General features: G+C 70.4%; 14 protein-coding genes. 11 read left to right on the plus strand and 3 right to left on the minus strand.

The window, feature by feature from the left end; all coding sequences use genetic code 11:
• Entirely contained in the window at positions 1 to 603 is a 603-nt protein-coding gene (locus ACFVUT_RS19990; RefSeq protein ID WP_389651126.1) for a TetR/AcrR family transcriptional regulator, read from the minus strand.
• 150 nt (positions 604 to 753) lie between these two features.
• Here ACFVUT_RS19990 and ACFVUT_RS19995 point away from each other — a divergent pair, with 150 nt between their 5' ends.
• The 6 genes from ACFVUT_RS19995 (at position 754) to ACFVUT_RS20020 (ending at position 7,006) form a co-directional block, all read left to right on the plus strand.
• Positions 754 to 1,386 (plus strand): NAD(P)-dependent oxidoreductase, encoded by a 633-nt coding sequence (locus tag ACFVUT_RS19995; RefSeq protein WP_389651129.1) that lies wholly within the window; start codon positions 754 to 756, stop codon positions 1,384 to 1,386.
• 22 nt (positions 1,387 to 1,408) lie between these two features.
• Positions 1,409 to 2,581, plus strand: a complete 1,173-nt coding sequence (locus ACFVUT_RS20000) for a glycosyltransferase (RefSeq protein ID WP_389651132.1) — start codon at positions 1,409 to 1,411, stop codon at positions 2,579 to 2,581.
• A gap of 375 nt (positions 2,582 to 2,956) precedes the next feature.
• The gene (locus tag ACFVUT_RS20005; RefSeq protein WP_389651135.1) at positions 2,957 to 3,550 is read left to right on the plus strand and encodes a hypothetical protein; all 594 of its coding nucleotides are present in this window, start codon (positions 2,957 to 2,959) and stop codon (positions 3,548 to 3,550) included.
• Between the two features lie 8 nt (positions 3,551 to 3,558).
• Entirely contained in the window at positions 3,559 to 4,203 is a 645-nt protein-coding gene (locus ACFVUT_RS20010; protein ID WP_389651138.1) for a hypothetical protein, read from the plus strand.
• A gap of 737 nt (positions 4,204 to 4,940) precedes the next feature.
• The gene (locus tag ACFVUT_RS20015) at positions 4,941 to 5,777 is read left to right on the plus strand and encodes an RNA polymerase sigma factor (RefSeq protein ID WP_389651142.1); all 837 of its coding nucleotides are present in this window, start codon (positions 4,941 to 4,943) and stop codon (positions 5,775 to 5,777) included.
• Positions 5,777 to 7,006, plus strand: a complete 1,230-nt coding sequence (locus ACFVUT_RS20020; RefSeq protein WP_389651144.1) for a hypothetical protein — start codon at positions 5,777 to 5,779, stop codon at positions 7,004 to 7,006. Before ACFVUT_RS20015 ends, ACFVUT_RS20020 begins: the two co-directional genes overlap by 1 nt.
• Before the next feature lie 239 nt (positions 7,007 to 7,245).
• Here ACFVUT_RS20020 and ACFVUT_RS20025 read toward each other — a convergent pair whose 3' ends face one another.
• Positions 7,246 to 8,235 (minus strand): L,D-transpeptidase family protein, encoded by a 990-nt coding sequence (locus ACFVUT_RS20025; RefSeq protein ID WP_389651147.1) that lies wholly within the window; start codon positions 8,233 to 8,235, stop codon positions 7,246 to 7,248.
• A gap of 241 nt (positions 8,236 to 8,476) precedes the next feature.
• On the opposite strand from ACFVUT_RS20025, the gene ACFVUT_RS20030 reads away from it, so the two are divergent.
• Complete coding sequence (locus tag ACFVUT_RS20030; RefSeq protein ID WP_389651149.1) at positions 8,477 to 10,057, plus strand: methylmalonyl-CoA mutase; 1,581 nt, start codon at positions 8,477 to 8,479, stop codon at positions 10,055 to 10,057.
• A 226-nt stretch (positions 10,058 to 10,283) separates the two neighbouring features.
• Positions 10,284 to 10,952 carry a leucine efflux protein LeuE gene (leuE, locus tag ACFVUT_RS20035; RefSeq protein ID WP_389651152.1) on the plus strand — a complete coding sequence of 223 codons (669 nt, stop codon included), beginning with the start codon at positions 10,284 to 10,286 and terminating at the stop codon, positions 10,950 to 10,952.
• On the opposite strand, the gene ACFVUT_RS20040 is transcribed toward leuE, so the two are convergent.
• The gene (locus tag ACFVUT_RS20040) at positions 10,939 to 12,366 is read right to left on the minus strand and encodes an FAD-dependent monooxygenase (protein ID WP_389651155.1); all 1,428 of its coding nucleotides are present in this window, start codon (positions 12,364 to 12,366) and stop codon (positions 10,939 to 10,941) included. The genes leuE and ACFVUT_RS20040 overlap by 14 nt on opposite strands.
• A gap of 37 nt (positions 12,367 to 12,403) precedes the next feature.
• Between ACFVUT_RS20040 and ACFVUT_RS20045 the strand changes: the two genes are divergently transcribed.
• The 3 genes from ACFVUT_RS20045 (at position 12,404) to ACFVUT_RS20055 (ending at position 17,234) form a co-directional block, all read left to right on the plus strand.
• Positions 12,404 to 13,048 (plus strand): TetR/AcrR family transcriptional regulator C-terminal domain-containing protein, encoded by a 645-nt coding sequence (locus tag ACFVUT_RS20045; RefSeq protein ID WP_389651158.1) that lies wholly within the window; start codon positions 12,404 to 12,406, stop codon positions 13,046 to 13,048.
• A gap of 311 nt (positions 13,049 to 13,359) precedes the next feature.
• A complete protein-coding gene (locus tag ACFVUT_RS20050; RefSeq protein ID WP_389651161.1) occupies positions 13,360 to 14,874 on the plus strand; it encodes a hypothetical protein in 1,515 nt (504 codons plus the stop codon).
• On the plus strand, positions 14,871 to 17,234 hold the full coding sequence (locus ACFVUT_RS20055) for a glycosyltransferase (protein WP_389651164.1): 2,364 nt from the start codon (positions 14,871 to 14,873) through the stop codon (positions 17,232 to 17,234). The genes ACFVUT_RS20050 and ACFVUT_RS20055 overlap by 4 nt, the downstream gene beginning before the upstream one ends.
• Positions 17,235 to 17,351 lie beyond the last annotated feature (117 nt).

Here is a 17,351-nt window from a genome sequence, read left to right on the forward strand (position 1 = left end):
TCATGTACCTGGATGCCCGCTCACGTCCGGCCACTCCCGCCGCTCCGCGTCGAAGCCCGCGAGCATGAGGGCGAGCCAGCGGGTGCGGGTCGCGAGAGTCGCATCGACAGGGGCGGAGTGCAGCAGCAGATAGATGTCGTCGATGGTGACGTCCGGGTGCATGTCTCCGTCGTCCTGGGCCCGCTCGACCAGGCGCCGGCCGGCGTCGGTGGCGCGTTGCATCTGCTCCTCGCTGAACCGGTGGTCCTCGGCCAGACGGTCTGCCGTGAGGCGGAAGGCGTGATCCTGGGCCGACGTGTGGACGTACGTGGCAGCGAGCGCGCGGAACTCCTCCATCGCTGAGGACTGCCCCCGCTCCACCCGTACCCACGCGGCCTCGGTGATGTCGGCCAGACGTTCCAGACTTCCCTGCAGCGCAGCGCTGATGAGGTCGGACTTGCTGGGGAAGTGGCGGTACAGAGTCCCGGCGGCGACGCCGGCAGCCCGCGCGATCGCGTCGGTGGACACGTCGGCACCGTGCCGGGTGATCAGCTCACGGGCACTCTCCAGGATCTTGGCACGGTTGCGTACCGCATCCGCCCGCAAAGTCCGCTCCTGGGTCATGGCTCCACCTCTTCGCTCCGTTGACTCGACTGTAGCCGTCATGAACCAGCCCGGTTGCGGAAAGATGAACGCGCGCTCACTATAGAAGATGAGGCAGCGCTCACCTTATGGCTGGCTTGCTTATGAGCACTCCGAAGAGAGAAAGAGTCCATGCAGATCACCCTTCTCGGCGCGACCGGCCCCACCGGACAGCAGGTCCTCATCCAGGCCCTGAAAGGCGGCCACAGCGTCACGGCCCTCGTGCGTGACCCGTCCCGCCTGCCTCAGCGTGGCGACAGCCGCGTCACCGTGATCACCGGAGACGCCACCGTTGCCCGTGACATCGAGGGTGCGGTGGCCGGCAGCGACGTGGTCATCTCCGCACTCGGTCCGGGAAAGGACTTCACGTCCACACTGGCCACCCGAACCACCGCCGCCCTCCTGCCTGCCATGGCCAAGAGCAAGGCCGAGCGCTTGGTGTGGCTGTCCGCGCTCGGCGCAGGCAACTCGTCCCAGCAGCAGTCCGTCGTCCAGGCGACCGCGTCCAAACTGCTCATGGGCAAGCTGATGGCTGACAAGGGCGTGGCGGACGACAAGCTTGTAGCCAGCGGTCTGAACTGCACCATCGTCCTGCCCGTGATGCTCACCAACGGCCCGCACACCGCCACCTGCACGACGATCGACGCCGATACCCGCACCGGGCGGGTCGGCGGGAAGATCAGCCGCGCGGACGTGGCCGACTACCTGCTCGGCGCAGCCACCGGAAAGTACGAGGCAAAGGGCCGGATCATCCTGACCCGGTAGAGCCGCCGGTAAGGTGCGCCGAGTGGCCAACCCTTCCCTGCCTCACGTCTTCCGCCTCATCGTCTCGGGCGGAGGCACCGGCGGGCATACCTACCCCGCGCTGACCGCGATCCGTGCGCTCCAGCGTCGGCTGGCGTCGGACGGCAGGACGCTCGACGTGCTCTGGATCGGAACCGCGGAGGGTCTGGAGGCTCGGGTCGCGCCCGCTGAAGGCATCGCGTTCACGACGGTGGCCACGGGCAAGATCCGTCGGTCCGGCAATCCGTTGAAGATGCTGAGCCCGGCGAACGCGAGGGACATGGCGCGCGTGCCGCTCGGTGTCGCGCAAGCGCGGAAGATCATCTCGGAGTTCCGGCCGGACGTGGTGCTGGCGACGGGCGGGTACGTGGCAGTCCCGGCCGGGCTGGGCGCCCGACTGTGCCGACGCCCGTTGGTGTTGCACGAGCAGACGGTCCGTTTGGGGTTGGCCAACCGGAAGCTCGCGGGCTCGGCGGCCCGGATCGCGGTGTCGTCCGAATCGACGCTGCCTCTGCTTCCTGAAGCCGTCCGGGACGTGGCTGTCGTCACCGGCAACCCGATCCGGCCCGAGGTGCTGACCGGGCACCCGGACAAGGCCGTGGAGGCCCTGGATCTCCGGAGCTTCGACAGGCGGTTGCCGACGGTGTACGTCACCGGCGGCGCGCAGGGCTCGCAGCAGATCAACGGAGTCGTGCGGGACGCGCTTCCGTGGCTGCTGGAGCGGGCGAACGTCATCCACCAGTGCGGGCCCGCCAACGAGCGTGAGCTGAGGCAGCACGCTGGTGCCCTGCGGACGGAGGCAGCGGGCCGGTACCACCTCGCCGGCTTCATGGGCCCGGAGCTGCCCGACGTCCTGGCGCTGGCCGACGTCGTGGTCGCCCGGAGCGGGGCCGGGACGTTGGCCGAGCTCACCGCGCTGGGGAAGCCGGCGGTGTTCATCCCGCTGGCGTCTTCGGCCGGAGGCGAGCAAGCGCACAACGCCCGGCACCTCGCGGAGGCCGGTGCCGCTGTGGCGCTTCTCGGTGAAGTCACCGAAGCGACGCTCCTGGACGCGTTGGGGCCGCTCCTGACCGATCCTGTGCGGCGGGGCGCGATGGCGGAGCGGGCGCGGACGCACGGCAGGCCGGACGCGGCGGACAGGCTCGTGGACGTCATCCTGTCCGCCGCGTCCGGCTGATCCGAACGGCGGGTTACGGGAGGCGCAGGTCGAAGTGCAGGGCGGTCCCTGTCGTGAGGCTCACCGCCGCGTACTCCGCAGCGTCCGGCGGCGACCGGACGTCGGCTCTCGCACTGCTCGACGAAGCGGAGGCGGCCGGCGCTCCGGGCCTTGGCTTCGGACCGCTTCTACGGACCGGCCCGCGTGCCCGGGCTGTGCGAGTTCGGGGACATGCCGGGCACCGACGTCGACGGTGCGTCAGGAGGCTCGGACGTACCGCCCGTTGGCGCTGGTTCAACTGGTGTACCAGGCATCGATCCCGCCCGATATGGAACAAGAGCGGACGACTTCGCGCAGGCCCACTCGGGCCCCATAAGGGGAGAGCAGGAAGCTGGGGTGCTCGGCGAGCTCGATCGGATGAAGATGAGCGCCGAGGACCAACAGAGAGTGATCCGTTCACTGCGCAAGGACCCTTACGGAGCAGGAGTAGCTGAACTCATCAACCGGGGCCATCTACGCAACTCGGAAGAGTACAGAAAGATTTTGGACATGTGTAAGAAGGGGCCCTCCAGAAGTAACCCGGAAGGCAGCATGGTCCCTGCCGCATACATGGCTCTGACTCACGCCACCGAACTCCAGAACCGCGGATTCACTCGCATAGGGTTCGAATTCGGAGAGCCCACGGATCCATGGGACATCGACGTTTACACGCGACATGCCGACGGGTCGATGGATTACGGCTACCAGCTCAAGGACGTCAACAGCATCAACCGGATCAAGAAATCAGCCCTAGGTGCGGCGGATCAGCTGGTTGGATATCAGATGACTCACTCCGTGGCTATCCTTGACGTGCATCAGCCACTGTCCGGCCTCACTCCTGCAGTATTCGAGGCGGTGGCCCGCGCAGCCGAAAAAACCGGTGGAACGTATTTACTCCGATTCGAGGATGCCGCGATCACCATCCCACCCGACGGCCCTATTTATCCGTAAGGAATGTCATGTCGACCTTGATGTGCGCACCGCGCAGTTGTGGTTCATGGTCCTGGGATCTCGAAGATATTTTCACGCCTGGACTTGAGTCAGCGTTGAAGATCGCAGAGAAAATGGTCGAAGTATTGAGGAGATTCGATCTGCTCACTCCCACCAGGCTCGAATACAACTGGTATACGCCCGGATCGGGCGGAATCGGAGTCGGTAGCAGATTGCTGCTGACTGAGCCGCTCGGCGATCCGAATTTGCCCGGGAGGGTGTTGGGGAGCAGGCCCGTCGCGTTCGAGGGCGCTCGTGCCAGCCATCTGCGCGTCGTGGGCACAGGTGCATGGGCTGATGCTCAGGGCGTGTTCCGTAAGGAATCACGGCTGGTCGAAGTGTCGGTAGCCCCCGACTCCATCGGCGCCTGGGCCGAACTGGCTGTCTACCACGACATCTGGAGCTGGTTCGATTTCTCCGGTCGTCCACACCCCGAGGTCTACAACCGAAACGCGCCGCGGCTTGCGGACGCGCTGCGTGAGATCACCTCCGTTCTCGGCGTGGAGCCCGAACCGGGTGAGCCGACGTACTTCGGCCATGCCGTCGGCTTCGGCATCTCCACCCCGGATGCGGACGACAACGGCCTGGGCCCCGATCTGACCGACCACCTCTGACCACCGAGAAGGCGACTTCCATCCTGCGGTACGGATGGCGGGGCCGTGATGGACATCCATCACGGCGGGCCCGGACCGAAGGGGGAAGGCGTCCCGCCCGGTACCGAGCTCGACCCCCAAGGACATGTTGTGATCACCTCGCCCTCGTCGGCGACTGGACATGAGAACTCACGACGGATGGTGCACGGCTGGACCTCCCCGAGAGGTTCCGCATCCATGACTGGCGGCACAGCAAGGTCACCAACGACCTGGACGCGGGGGAGAACCCCGTCGAGGTCTCGGCCAACGTGAGACACCACTCACCGGGCTACACGATGGCTCAGTACGGCAAGCGCCGAGTGGAGGGGGCCCGGGAGCTCGCCTCGGGGACCGCGCAGCGCATCGGCCTGGGCAAGCTCGGGTGAATGCGCGAACGCGTTGGTCACGCGGTTGGTCACGCAAGGCTTGTGGGCCCAGGAAAGTGCCTGGTCAGAGCGTTGCAGGGCATGAGGACGACCGGGGCCGCCACCCCCCACAGGAGAGGCCCCGGTCGTCTTCCGCGGGGCCGTAGGACGACCCCGTACTCTTCTCAGCGCCGTCGCTTCGATTTCTGTCACACCGCCCCGTGTCGGGTGAATGTTGCAGCTTGTACAAGTCATGGACGCGACCCCCGCCAAGGACGTAGCGTGCGGAGTCGCGCAGGGAGGCGTGGCAGTGATGACCAGCTGCGATTCACGACTGCAGGACAGGTTGAGGGAGTGCTGGGGGACGACGCGGAGCTCACTGCCGCGGTGCTCGCGGCGCAGGACGGGGACGAAGACGCCTTCCGTACTGTGTACCGCGCGGTGCAGCCGAGGCTGCTGGGCTACATACGGACATTGGTGGGCGATCCGGATGCCGAGGACGTGGCGTCCGAGTCCTGGCTGCAGATAGCGCGCGACCTCGACCGGTTCAGCGGGGACGCCGACCGCTTCCGCGGCTGGGCGGCGCGGATAGCCCGTAACCGCGCCCTGGACCATCTGCGGATGCGCGGCAGGCGCCCCGCGATCGGCGGCGACGAGTCGGAGCTGACGGAGAGGCCGGCCGAATCCGACACCGCAGGCGAGGCGATGGAGGCTCTGGCCACCGGCCGCACGATGTCGCTCATCGCCCAGTTGCCGCAGGACCAGGCCGAGGCCGTGGTGCTGCGGGTGGTCGTCGGCCTGGACGCGAAGAGCGCGGCGCAGACGCTGGGCAAGCGGCCGGGTGCGGTACGCACCGCGGCTCACCGGGGACTGAAGCGACTGGCCGAGCTGCTGCGCGCGGACGGCGCGGACGGTGCTGACGGTGCCGACGGCCGCCCCGGCGACCGGGACGGCGAGGGTGCCGGCGACCGGGACGGAGAGGGTGGCGACAGCCGTGCCGAAGGCGGCGCCGACACCGCCGCGGACGTTGTTCCCGCGGGCGATCCTGCGGAACCGTCAGGCTCTCGCACCCGGGCGCCGGGCCGGACGGCGGAACTGCGTGCCGTGCCCGCCCAACGCCCCTCCCACAACGGTCTGGCGGCGCCGGCCGGTGTGACGCATTCGCGTCCGTGGACGCAGAAGGACATGTGATGGCCGACGAGCAGTACGAATGGCTTGACAAGGACGCGGCGGAGAGGTTGCTCCGCCGTGAACCGGTCGATCCCGTCGGCGGTCACCCGTGTACGGAGGCGCAGGGACTCGCGGCGGCGCTGGACGCCGTCGCGCGGGCCGCACGCCCGGCCACCGGCGAACTGCCGGGCGAGGAGGCGGCGGTGGCCGCCTTCCGTGCCGCCACGCACGCCGCCCGCACCACGGCTGGGGCGGCGCATCAGCAGAGGAACGGGTACGCCGGGACGACGGGCGAACAGACGCCGACGGATGTACGGGCATCGGCGCCGACGGATGCGTTCACACCGGCGCCGGCGGATGCGTTCACCTCCGCGCCCGCCGACGTGCTCGAACCTGTGCACATCCGGCCCGCCTCCGGCGGGTTCGCCCCGAGCCGTTCCTCCTCCTCTTCCTCCGCCGGCCCCGTCCGTACCCGCTCCCTGAGCCGGAGACGGAGCCGGCCTGTCCGCTTCGGCCTGGTCGCCTCCTTCGCGGGCTGCGCGCTCGGCGGGGTGGCCGTGGCCGCGAGCACCGGCGTGCTCCCGGGGCCGTTCGGCGGGCACGCGCCCGTACCGGCGACATCCGTCTCGGCCGCGGCGACCCCCGAGGGGCTCGGCTCGGACGACGGCAGCGGCGAAAGTCCGTCCGCGGAGCGGCCCGCCGCCCCGCGGACGGAGCCCGCCACGCCGCACGACGGTGCCTCCTCGCCCACGGGTGGCCGGGCCGGTGACACAGCAGGGCAGGGGACGGACCGCGAGGGCGTCGGCGACCGCACGCCGGACAGCACCGAGCGGGGATCCTCGAACGGCACCGAGTACGGCCCGTCGAGCGGCGCCACGGACGGCACCTCCGGCAACTGGTACGCCAAGGCGCTCAAGGCCTGCCGCGACTATCGCAACGGCAAGCTGGACGACGAGCGCAGAACGTACCTCGAAACGCTGGCGAAGGGCGCCCGCAATCTGGACCGGTTCTGCGACCGCGTGATCGCCAAGGACACGAACGGCCAGAACAGCCCGGGCAACGGCAACGGCAACAGCAATGGCGACGACGGCGGCAGCGACGAGCAGGGCGACGACGACAGCGAGGAGAACGGGGGCGGCGCGCTCCCGCCGATCTGGTTCACCACGTCGCCGTCGGCCTCCCCGTCGTCCTCGGCCTGGGTCGCCTCGCCGACGGCGGACGGGACGGGCGGCGCCGGATCACCCGGCTGAGAGGCGTGCGCGCCGGTTCTTTCCGAGCCCCGCACCCCAGGGTGTGACGTTTTTCGGCACCGTGACGCAGTACAGAATGAGCCGACTGGTCATCGGCAGCGCACAGAGCCGGGGTTCCCCCCGTACCTGCGGCTCAGCGCATCGGCGCGGGCGGGACACGTTCCCCCGGTCCCGTCCGCGCCCCCTTCTTTTCTCCGGTCCGTCTGTCCTTCTCTTCTCTCCCTTCCTGGCGGACCGTCCTATCCGTAGACGACGACCTTGTCGCCGGTCTTCACCTGGGCGAAGAGGGAAGCGATCTTTCCTTCGTCGCGGACGTTGACGCAGCCGTGCGAGGCGCCGCTGTAGCCCCGGGCCGCGAAGTCCGCCGAGTAGTGCACCGCTTGGCCGCCGCTGAAGAACATCGCGTACGGCATGGCCGTGTGGTAGATCGTCGACACGTGGTGCCGTGACTTCCAGTACACGGAGAAGGTGCCCTCACGGGTCGGCGTGTACTGGGAGCCGAAGCGGACGTCCATCGACGACAGGACGCGGCCGTCGATCATCCACGACAGCGTCCGGCTGTTCTTGCTGATGCAGAGCACCCGGCCCGTCATGCAGCGCTTGTCCGGTTTGGCGACGGGCCGGGTGGTCGGCGGATTCAGCTCCGCGGCTGTCGGCTCGTGCGTCATGCCGAGCAGTTTCTGCCAGGTGAGGGTGTCCGTCCTGCCCGTACGGGACAGGCCGCGCTTGCCCTGGAAGGACTGGACGGCCGCGACCGTGACGGTGCCGTAGTAGCCGGTGGGGGAGCGGTCGAAGTGGCCGATCTGCCGCAGCCGGGCCTGTAGCTCGCGTACCTGCTTGCCCTCCGAACCGGTCGCCATCAGGGTCGTGCCCTGCGGGTCCTGCGTCGGCGTGGGTGACGTGGTGGTCTTCGGGGGCGAGGACGAGGGCGACGGGTCGGGCGAGGGCGACGCGTCGGGTGAGGGCGGCTGCGACGCCGGAGGCTTGGCGTCGTCGGTCGCCGTGGCCCGGGGCGGAGACGACGGGGTGGCGGACGCGCCTTCCGCCGTCTGCACCCTGCATCCCGCGGTTGCCGCGGTTGCCGCGGTCATGGCGAGAACGGCGAGCGTCGCCGTGGCCGTGGTCCCCGCCCAGCCCCGCGTCCCGCGGCGTGCCGTGGCCCGTGCCGCGCGCGCTTTCGCGGCTCGTGTCCCGCGCCGTGTCGTGTGTCCGGTGATGCTGTCTGTCATCGCGACCCCCTGCTTCTCCGGCTTTTCTCCCGTGTCCCATGGGACGGATTCCCGCTCTGCCCGGTTGCCAAAGCCCGCGCATGATGGGGAGAGCGGTGGCGGGGACGCGGAGGAGAACGGTGAGCGGGATCCCGGCTCACGCCCCTCCGGTGGCCCGGTGGCCGCCGCCGGGGTCCGTCACGAGACCCCTTTGTCACCGATGGGCGGCTTTGCCGGTCAGCTTCAGCGGGAGGCGCAGCAGATGACGCGCGAATCGGAGTCGGGACTGCCGATCGAGCCGGTGTACGGGCCGGACGCACTGGACGGGTGGCACCCCGAAGACAAGCTGGGAGAGCCGGGTGCGTACCCCTTCACGCGCGGCGTCTACCCCACGATGTACACCGGCCGGCCCTGGACGATGCGCCAGTACGCGGGCTTCGGCACGGCCACGGAATCCAACGCCCGTTACAAGCAACTGATCGCCCACGGCACGACGGGCCTCTCCGTTGCCTTCGACCTGCCCACCCAGATGGGCTACGACTCGGACGCGGCGATCGCGTCCGGCGAGGTCGGGAAGGTCGGGGTGGCGATCGACTCGATCGACGACATGCGGGTCCTGTTCGGCGGGATCCCGCTGGACAAGGTCTCCACGTCCATGACGATCAACGCCCCGGCCGCGCTTCTGCTCCTGATGTACCAGTTGGTCGGCGAGGAGCAGGGGGTTGTGGCGGAGAGGCTCACCGGTACCGTCCAGAACGACGTGCTCAAGGAGTACATCGCACGCGGCACGTACATCTTTCCGCCCGTGCCCTCGCTCCGGCTGGTCGCCGACCTCTTCAAGTACTGCCGGGCCGAGATCCCGAGGTGGAACACCATCTCGATCTCCGGCTACCACATGGCTGAGGCCGGTGCCTCTCCCGCGCAAGAGATCGCGTTCACCCTGGCGGACGGCATCGAGTACGTCCGTACCGCTGTGGCCGCGGGCATGGATGTCGACGACTTCGCCCCGCGCCTCTCCTTCTTCTTCGTCGCCCGCACGACGCTCCTCGAAGAGGTCGCCAAGTTCCGTGCCGCCCGCCGGATCTGGGCGCGGGTGATGAAGGAGGAGTTCGGTGCGGAGAACCCCAAGTCGCTGATGCTGCGCTTCCACACCCAGACCGCGGGCGTCCAGCTCACCGCACAGCAGCCCGAGGTCAACCTGGTACGCGTCGCCGTCCAGGGCCTGGCCGCGGTCCTCGGTGGTACGCAGTCGCTGCACACCAACTCCTTCGACGAGGCGATCGCCCTGCCGACCGACAAGTCCGCCCGGCTGGCCCTGCGCACGCAGCAGGTTCTGGCGTACGAGACGGACGTCACGGCCACCGTCGACCCGTTCGCGGGTTCGTACGTCGTCGAGTCGATGACCGATGCCGTCGAGGCCGCCGCCCTGGAACTGATGCGCAAGGTCGAGGACATGGGCGGGGCGGTCAGCGCGATCGAGCACGGCTTCCAGAAGAGCGCGATCGAGCGCAGCGCCTACCGCGTCGCCCAGGAGACCGACAGCGCCGAACGCGTCGTGGTCGGCGTCAACCGCTTCCGGCTCGACGAGGAGGAGCCGTACGAGCCGCTGCGCGTCGACCCCGCGATCGAGGCCCAGCAGGCGGCCCGGCTGGCGAAGCTGCGGGCCGAGCGCGACCGGGGCGCGGTCGACGAGGCGCTGGGCCGGCTGAAGAAGGCGGCCGGGGGGACGGAGAACGTCCTGTATCCGATGAAGGACGCGCTCAAGGCGCGGGCGACCGTGGGTGAGGTGTGCGACGCGCTGCGGGAGGTGTGGGGGGCCTATGTGCCGTCGGACACGTTCTGAGGGATCCACTCGGTCGACGAGCGGGACCGGGGTGTCCGACCGGAGCCCTCCGTGGACCACCTCCTCGACCTCCGCCGAGGGCGGCGGAGGTCGAGGGCGGCCGAGGTGCCGACGGTCGAGGTCAGAAGGGGTGACGGCCGAGGTCTGAGGCGGTGACGGCTGCCGTCGGACCGCCTGTCGAGACACCCCGTCCGGAGTGTCGCACCCATGTGCGACACTCCCTCTCGTGCTGGGTGTCACCAATCTTCCGACCTATCTCGCCGGCCTCGTCCTGATCGTCCTGCTGCCGGGTCCGAATTCGCTGTACGTGCTCTCCGTCGCGGCCCGCCGCGGTGTGCGGACCGGGTACGTGGCGGCGGCCGGTGTGTGGACCGGTGACACCGTGCTGATGACGCTGTCCGCGCTCGGTGCCGCCTCCCTGTTGCAGACCACGCCGGTGCTCTTCGCCGTCGTCAAGTACGCGGGTGCGGGCTATCTCACCTGGATGGCGGTCGGCATGCTGCGGACCGCGACCGTGATGTGGCGCACGCGGCACCGGAAGATCTCCGAGCTGACCGACGACACCGCGGACCGCGGCGGGACGAAGGCGGCGATGGAACGGCCGTACCGGCGGGCGCTGGTGGTCAGCCTCTTCAACCCGAAGGCGATCCTGTTCCTGATCTCCTTCTTCGTGCAGTTCGTCGACCCCGGGTACGCCTATCCGGCGCTGTCCTTCCTGGTGCTGGGCACCCTGCTGCAGATCGCCAGCTTCCTCTACCTGTCGACGCTGATATTCGGCGGCACCCGTCTGTCCGCCGCGTTCCGCCGCCGCAAGCGGCTGTCGGCGGGGGCCACATCGGCGGCCGGGCTGCTCTTCCTGGGGTTCGCGGCGAAGCTCTCGTTCAGCAGCGTGTGACGGCCGTGACGCCGAGCGGGGCCAGGTACGCGGCCAGGCCCGAGGTGTCCTCGCCCGCCCAGCCGACGTAGCCGTCGGGGCGGATGAGGAACAGCCCCTTCCCGTACGCCTCGTGGGCAGCCGTGCGGTGCACGCGGACCTGGTCGTCGTCGAAGGTCGGCGGTTCGGCGTCCGTGCCGACCGCCAGCAGCGTGAAGTGCGGTCCGCGGAGGACGTCGAAGAGGCGTCGGCCTCCGGTCGTCGGTCCGTCCGGGGCGCGGTCGCCGGAGTGCAGGGTGCCGGCCCGGCCCGCCGACAGCGGGCCCTCGCGGTAGCCGAGGCCCAACTGCTGGGCCGCCGCGCCGCGCTCCTGCCGGCCCTGATGGATGCGGGTCGACAGACCGAGCATGTCGGCCGCCACGGGGCGGCGTTCCGCCTCGTAGCTGTCGAGCAGGGCGGCGGGCGCACCGTGCCGCAGCACCTGGCCGAGCTTCCAGCCCAGGTTGTACGCGTCCTGGACGCTGGTGTTCAGGCCCTGGCCGCCCGCGGGGGAGTGCACGTGCGCCGCGTCGCCCGCCAGGAAGACCCGGCCGTCGCGGAACCGGTCGGCCAGGGCGGCGCGCGGCCGGAAGTCGGAGGACCAGAGGACCTCGGTGACGTCCCGCTCCGCCAGATGGGTGCGGGCGGCGACCAGCGCGCGCACCCCGTCGGGGGACGTGTCGGGCTCCCCCTCCTTGAACTGGGCGACCAGCTGGAAGTCCGCCGTGCCGGGCAGCGGACAGAGGGTGAGGAAGCCCTCCTCGCCGCCCATCAGATGCCAGTTGAGCCGGTCCAGGACGTCCTCGGCCACCCGCACATCGGCGACCAGCATCGGCGCCGGGTCCACGGACTCGCCCGTCATGGCGATCCCCAGCGCACGCCGGACCGTGCTGCGGCCGCCGTCCGCCGCGACGAGGAAGGAGGCCCGGACCGGTCCGCCGTCCAGATGGGCCGTCACACCGTCCGTGTCCTGGACGAGTCCGGTCAGCGCGGTGGAGAAGGCGACATCGCCGCCCAGCTCGCGCAGCCGGGCCAGCAGGATCTCCTGGGTCCGCCACTGCGGCATCATCCACGGCTCGCCGTACGGCTCGGCCGGCGTCGGGGCCGCGCGGCGGAACAGGTCGTGCTCCTGCAGCCGCTCCCCGTCCTGCCAGACCAGCCCCACCGGGGCCGGGCCGCCCAGCTCGCGCACCGCGTCGCCGATCCCGAGGTCGTCGAAGACCTCCCTGGTGCGGGGCTGGATGCCCTTGCCGCGCGAACCGGGAAAGAGGGCGGACGCCCGCTCGACGACCAGGGCGCGCACGCCGCGGCGGGCCAGATCGCAGCCGAGGGCCAGGCCGCAGGGGCCGGCCCCGACGATCAGCACATCAGTTTCCTTAACGCTGTTAAGTTCCATGTCCGGAGTCTGGGCTTAACGCTGTTAAATTGTCAAGGTGGGTACAACGAAGATCGACCGGGCGCGCGTGGCCGACACCGCGCTCCGGCTGCTGAACGAGGTGGGCCTCGACGGGCTCACCCTGCGCGCCATCGCCAGGGAACTGGACGTCAAGGCACCGGCCCTCTACTGGCACTTCAAGGACAAGCAGGAGCTCCTCGACGAGATGGCCACGGTGATGTACCGCCGGATGCTCGACGAGAACCTGCCCGACCCGCCGCCGGAGCGCTGGCAGGACCAGCTCGTCGCGAGCCAGTGCGCCCTGCGCGCCGCTCTGCTGCGCTACCGGGACGGGGCCAAGGTCTACAGCGGCGCCCGATTCACCGGCACCGACCATGCCGACAGCCTCGAAGGCCATCTGCGGACGATGGTCGACGCCGGCTTCGAGCTGCGGCAGGCCGTCCGGGCGGGCACCACCGCCTACGCGTACACCATGGGCTTCGTCACCGAGGAGCAGGGCGTCCAGCCGATGCCCGACGAGCGGCGCGACGGCTACGACATCGGCGAGCGCGCCCAGCGGCTGGCCCGGTACCCGCTCGTCGCCGCGGCCGGGGCCGAGATCTTCACCCGCTACGACGAACGCTTCGAAGACGGTCTGTGGCTGATCGTCGCGGGCGTCGAGGCGCGGTACGGGGTGCGCTGAGCGAGCGCGTACCGGCGGGGGCGGTGCCCGGCGTGCCCGGGCGCGTACCGGCGGGGGTGGTGCGCGTACCGGCAGGGCGGGGTGCGTACCGGCGTGGCGGGGCGTGTACCGGCGGGGGCAGTGCGCAGTTTCCCCTTCCGACAGGGCGAGTTCATCCGGTGGCCGTACAGCTTTCCTAGCGTGTCGTGGAACCGAACACACGCGCCGGGCTCCGCGCCCCTCGACCGGGCGGCTCACCTCCTCGGTGCGTTCCGGTGACCGCCCACCCGGACACGCCCCTCCCCCCACGGGCACCAGACGCTTGGAGCGCCATGAGAGAAGCCCGCACCCGTTGGCCACGGCAACGTGACGCGGCCCCGCCCGACAGTGCCTCGTCGCAGCTCGCCCACGTCACCCCGACCGATCTGGACGTGTGCCTGCGCGCCTGCGCCGCACACAGCGGCAAGCTGGTGGCGGGGCTCGACCGGCGGCGTACGGCACTCGCGGAGGCGCTGCGGCACCTGCTGGCCGTGCACGCCGCGGCACAGCCCTCGGGTCCCGCGTCCGCCGGATCCCCACTCGCGCTGATCCGGCGCCCCGCCAAGGCCCCGGCCGGCCCCGCGGCCCTCGCGGACGAACTGCTCGACCCGCTGCTCGCGGTCGGCAACAAGGCTCTGGAGTGCGGTTACGAGGACGAGTTCAAGCTCGCCGTCCTCGTCTCGGACACCGTGCTGACCCAGCGGAAACGTTCACGGGCCGGCTGGCGGCTGCGGGCCAGGACGCTGGAGGCGATGGGCGCGGAAGCCGCCGCCATCGAGGCGTACGAGCGCTATCTGGAGCTCACCGACGACGACGGCTTCGGCGTGGCGGCCAAGGTCGTCGGCATGCGCCTCGGCGCGGAGCGGCAGGAGGAGCTGCTGCGGAGCCTGGAGCGCGACTGCCCCGGCGCCGCGGAGTTCGCCGCCCGGCCCGTCACCGAGTCCTGGGCCGAGGGACTGGCGCTCCAGGCGCGCGGCGACTGGGCCGCGGCCGGGCCCCGGCTGATCGGCGCCCTGCTCGCGCAGGAGCGCACCGGCGCCCCGGTGACGGAACTCCAGGACGCCACCTCCCAGTACCTCGACCTGGCCCTGGAGGCGGCCGGCACGGACCCGGGCGCCGTGGCCGCGCTCACCGGACTCGTCGCGCTCTACGCCGAGCAGCGCAGAAGCCGCATGCGGGGCCCGGTACCGGACCCCACCTTCGGCGGCGTCGAGTGGACCACCGTCGGTGAGTTCCGCAACCGGATCGCCGGCAAGTCGATCTGCCTCATCGCCAACTCCAACCGCGTGGGCGACAGTTCCATGGGTGCCGAGATCGACGGCTACGACCTGGTCGTCCGGTTCAACTCGTACCGGATCGACCCGGCGGCGACCGGACGGCGCACCGACATCCACGCCACCATCCACAAGCACGGCTTCAACTGGGACCAGAAGGTGCACACCCGGCTGGTCTTCGGCGGGATCTCCGGCGACTGGAAGTACTCCCTGCGCAACCGCCTCGTCCCGGGCGCCCAGCAGTACCTGGGCGACGAGTCGTTGCGCTGGCCGCTGCGGGACATCGGACGCGTCGGCGCCGACGTCTGGCCGGCCATCCCCACCACCGGGTTCAACATGCTGTGGCTCCTCGACCACCTGGACGTCAGCAGCCGGCTCGACCTGATCGGCTTCGACTTCTACGAGAGCGGCGCCTACCGCCTGCCCAGCGCGATGCGGATGCCCATCACCTCCGTGCACGAGTACACCAGCGAGAAGGCATGGGTCATGGAACGCGCCCAGAGCGTCACCGACATGAGGATCCGACTGCGATGACGACAGCCACCCCCCTGCCCGCCACGGCCGTGCCCGCCACGGCCGTGCCCGGGTCGCCCGCCCCCACGAACGCGCTCACCGGCAAACGCCGCGTCGCCTTCGCGAGCTTCGTCGACGAGAACTACCTGCCCGGCTTCCTCGCCCTGCTGCGCAGCCTCGCCCTCTCCAACCCGAACGTCTGTGAGGACTTCCTCGTCCTGCACGACGGGCTGCGCCCCGCCTCCGTCGCGCAGATCCGGGCGCTGCACCCGCGCGTCGACTTCCGCCGCGTCGACGCCGGGCACTACGACACGTATGCCAAGGGCGACCAGGACAACTACCTGGTGCGCAAGGCCTACTTCATCCTCGACGTGTTCCGGGTGCGCGACTACGACACCGTGATCACGCTCGACACCGACATGGTGGTCCTCGGCGATCTCCACGAACTGCTGACGATGCGCGACGGTCTGGGCGCCGTACCGCAGTTCTTCTACGGGCAGCACAAGCTCAACAGCGGGCTCCTGGTGATCCAGCGCGAGTACCTGAGCGACGCGTTCTGCGCGAAGCTCGACGAGGTCGGGCGCGCGGGCACGTACGAACTCGACAAGCACGACCAGGGCATCCTCAACGCCGTCCTCGACGGTGACTTCGTACAGCTCGACGCCCGCTACAACTTCGTCAAGCGGCGCCTGTCCGGCGACCTCCCGGTCCCCGACACCACCGCGATCCTGCACTTCACCGGGCGGCACAAGCCCTGGCAGGGCGGCGAGTCCGGCTACCGCGAGGCCGAGGACCGCTGGCACGGGTTCGAGCTGCCCGACGCCGAGTTCCACGCCGCCTACCTGGCGCTCCCCGGCGCCAAGCACCACGATCTGCTGGTCCACTACGGCACCCCGCACGTGCTGCGCACCGGCTCCCCGGAGACGGCCCGCAAGGTCGCCGCCGCCCACATCGCGGCGGGCGAGTACCAGGAGGCGGCCGATCTGCTGGGCCGGGTCCGGATACCCGTCGACGAAGCCTGGCCGCACGAGGTGCTCGGCCACGCCCTGATGAGCGTCTCCCGCTACGAGGAGGCCCGCGCCCGGCTCCTGCTCGCCACCGCCGCACCCAACCGGGCGGCGACCGCCTTCGGGCGCCTCGCGCAGATCGCCTGGATCCACGGCGACGACGAAGGGGCCGCCGCGCACGCGCTCCAGGGCCTCGCCGTCGACCCGACCCACCGCACGAACCGGCTGATGCACCAGCGCACCACGGACGTGCCCGCGCCCGTGGAGGGCCCCGCGTCCGACCAGCTCGCCCATGTCGCCTTCTACATGGACCGGCAGGGCAACGCCGGGGACAAGCTGCTGCCCGAGAGCGTGCGGCTGGCCTTCGGCCGGGACACCGGGCCGCAGCGCTGGCACTCGATCCACGCCCACCGGCTCTTCGACGAGGCCGCGCTGGAACGGGTCAACGCGCGCCGCGGACTCGTCATCGGCGGCGGCGGCCTCTTCATCCCGGACACCGCGCCCAACGGCAACAGCGGCTGGCAGTGGAACGTCCCGGACGCGCTCCTCGACCGGATCGACGTACCCGTCATGGTGTACGCGGTCGGCTTCAACGCCTTCGACGGCCAGGCCTACGGGCACGGCCGGGACCGTTTCCTCTCCAGCCTGCGCACCCTCGTCGAACGGGCCTCGTTCTTCGGGCTGCGCAACCACGGCTCGATCGAGAAGGTCCGCCGGCTGCTGCCCGCCTCGCTCCACGACAAGGTGCGCTTCCAGCCCTGTCCCACGACCGTGACCAGGCAGCTGGTGGACGGCTGGACAGACCCGGCGGAGCGCGAGAACACCGTCCTGATCAACGCCGCGTACGACCGGTCCGGGCTCCGCTTCGGCCATGACTACGGGCACTTCCTGGGCGAGATGGCCACCGCGGTCAAGGAGATCGGCAAGCGCGCCGAGGTGCGGTGCGTGGCCCACTCGCTGGACGACGAACGGATCGCGTTCGACCTGCGGCGCGAGCACGGCATCGCGCTGCCCGTGATCCCGATGTACGACTTCGGCAACGACGAGATCCGCGACACGTACGCCCGGACCAAGCTGGTCATCGGGATGCGCGGGCACGCGGGCATGATCCCGTTCGGCTGCGGCACACCGATCATCAGCCTGATCTCGCACCCGAAGATGGCGTACTTCCTCGCCGACATCGACCGCCCGGAGTGGGGGATCTCGGTCCACGACCGGCACCTCGGCGCCCGGCTCGCCGAGCGGGCGGCGGGACTGCTGGACGACCACGCGGCGACGGTCGCCGACGTGCACGGCCGGCAGCAGGAGCTGTGGAAGGCCACCGAGGCGAACGCCGCGGACCTGCGGGTGATCCTGGGCGGCGTGCACGGGTGACGACGCGGCGCGTGAGGCGGGGCGCACGCGCGTGGCGCGGTGAGTGGCGCGGCGTGCACGTGTGACGACGCGACAAGGGGGGCGGGGTGCCGGTTCGGCGCCCCGCCCCCCTTCGTC

It is taken from the genome of Streptomyces sp. NPDC058051 (assembly GCF_042885475.1).
Classification (GTDB): Bacteria; Actinomycetota; Actinomycetes; order Streptomycetales; family Streptomycetaceae; genus Streptomyces.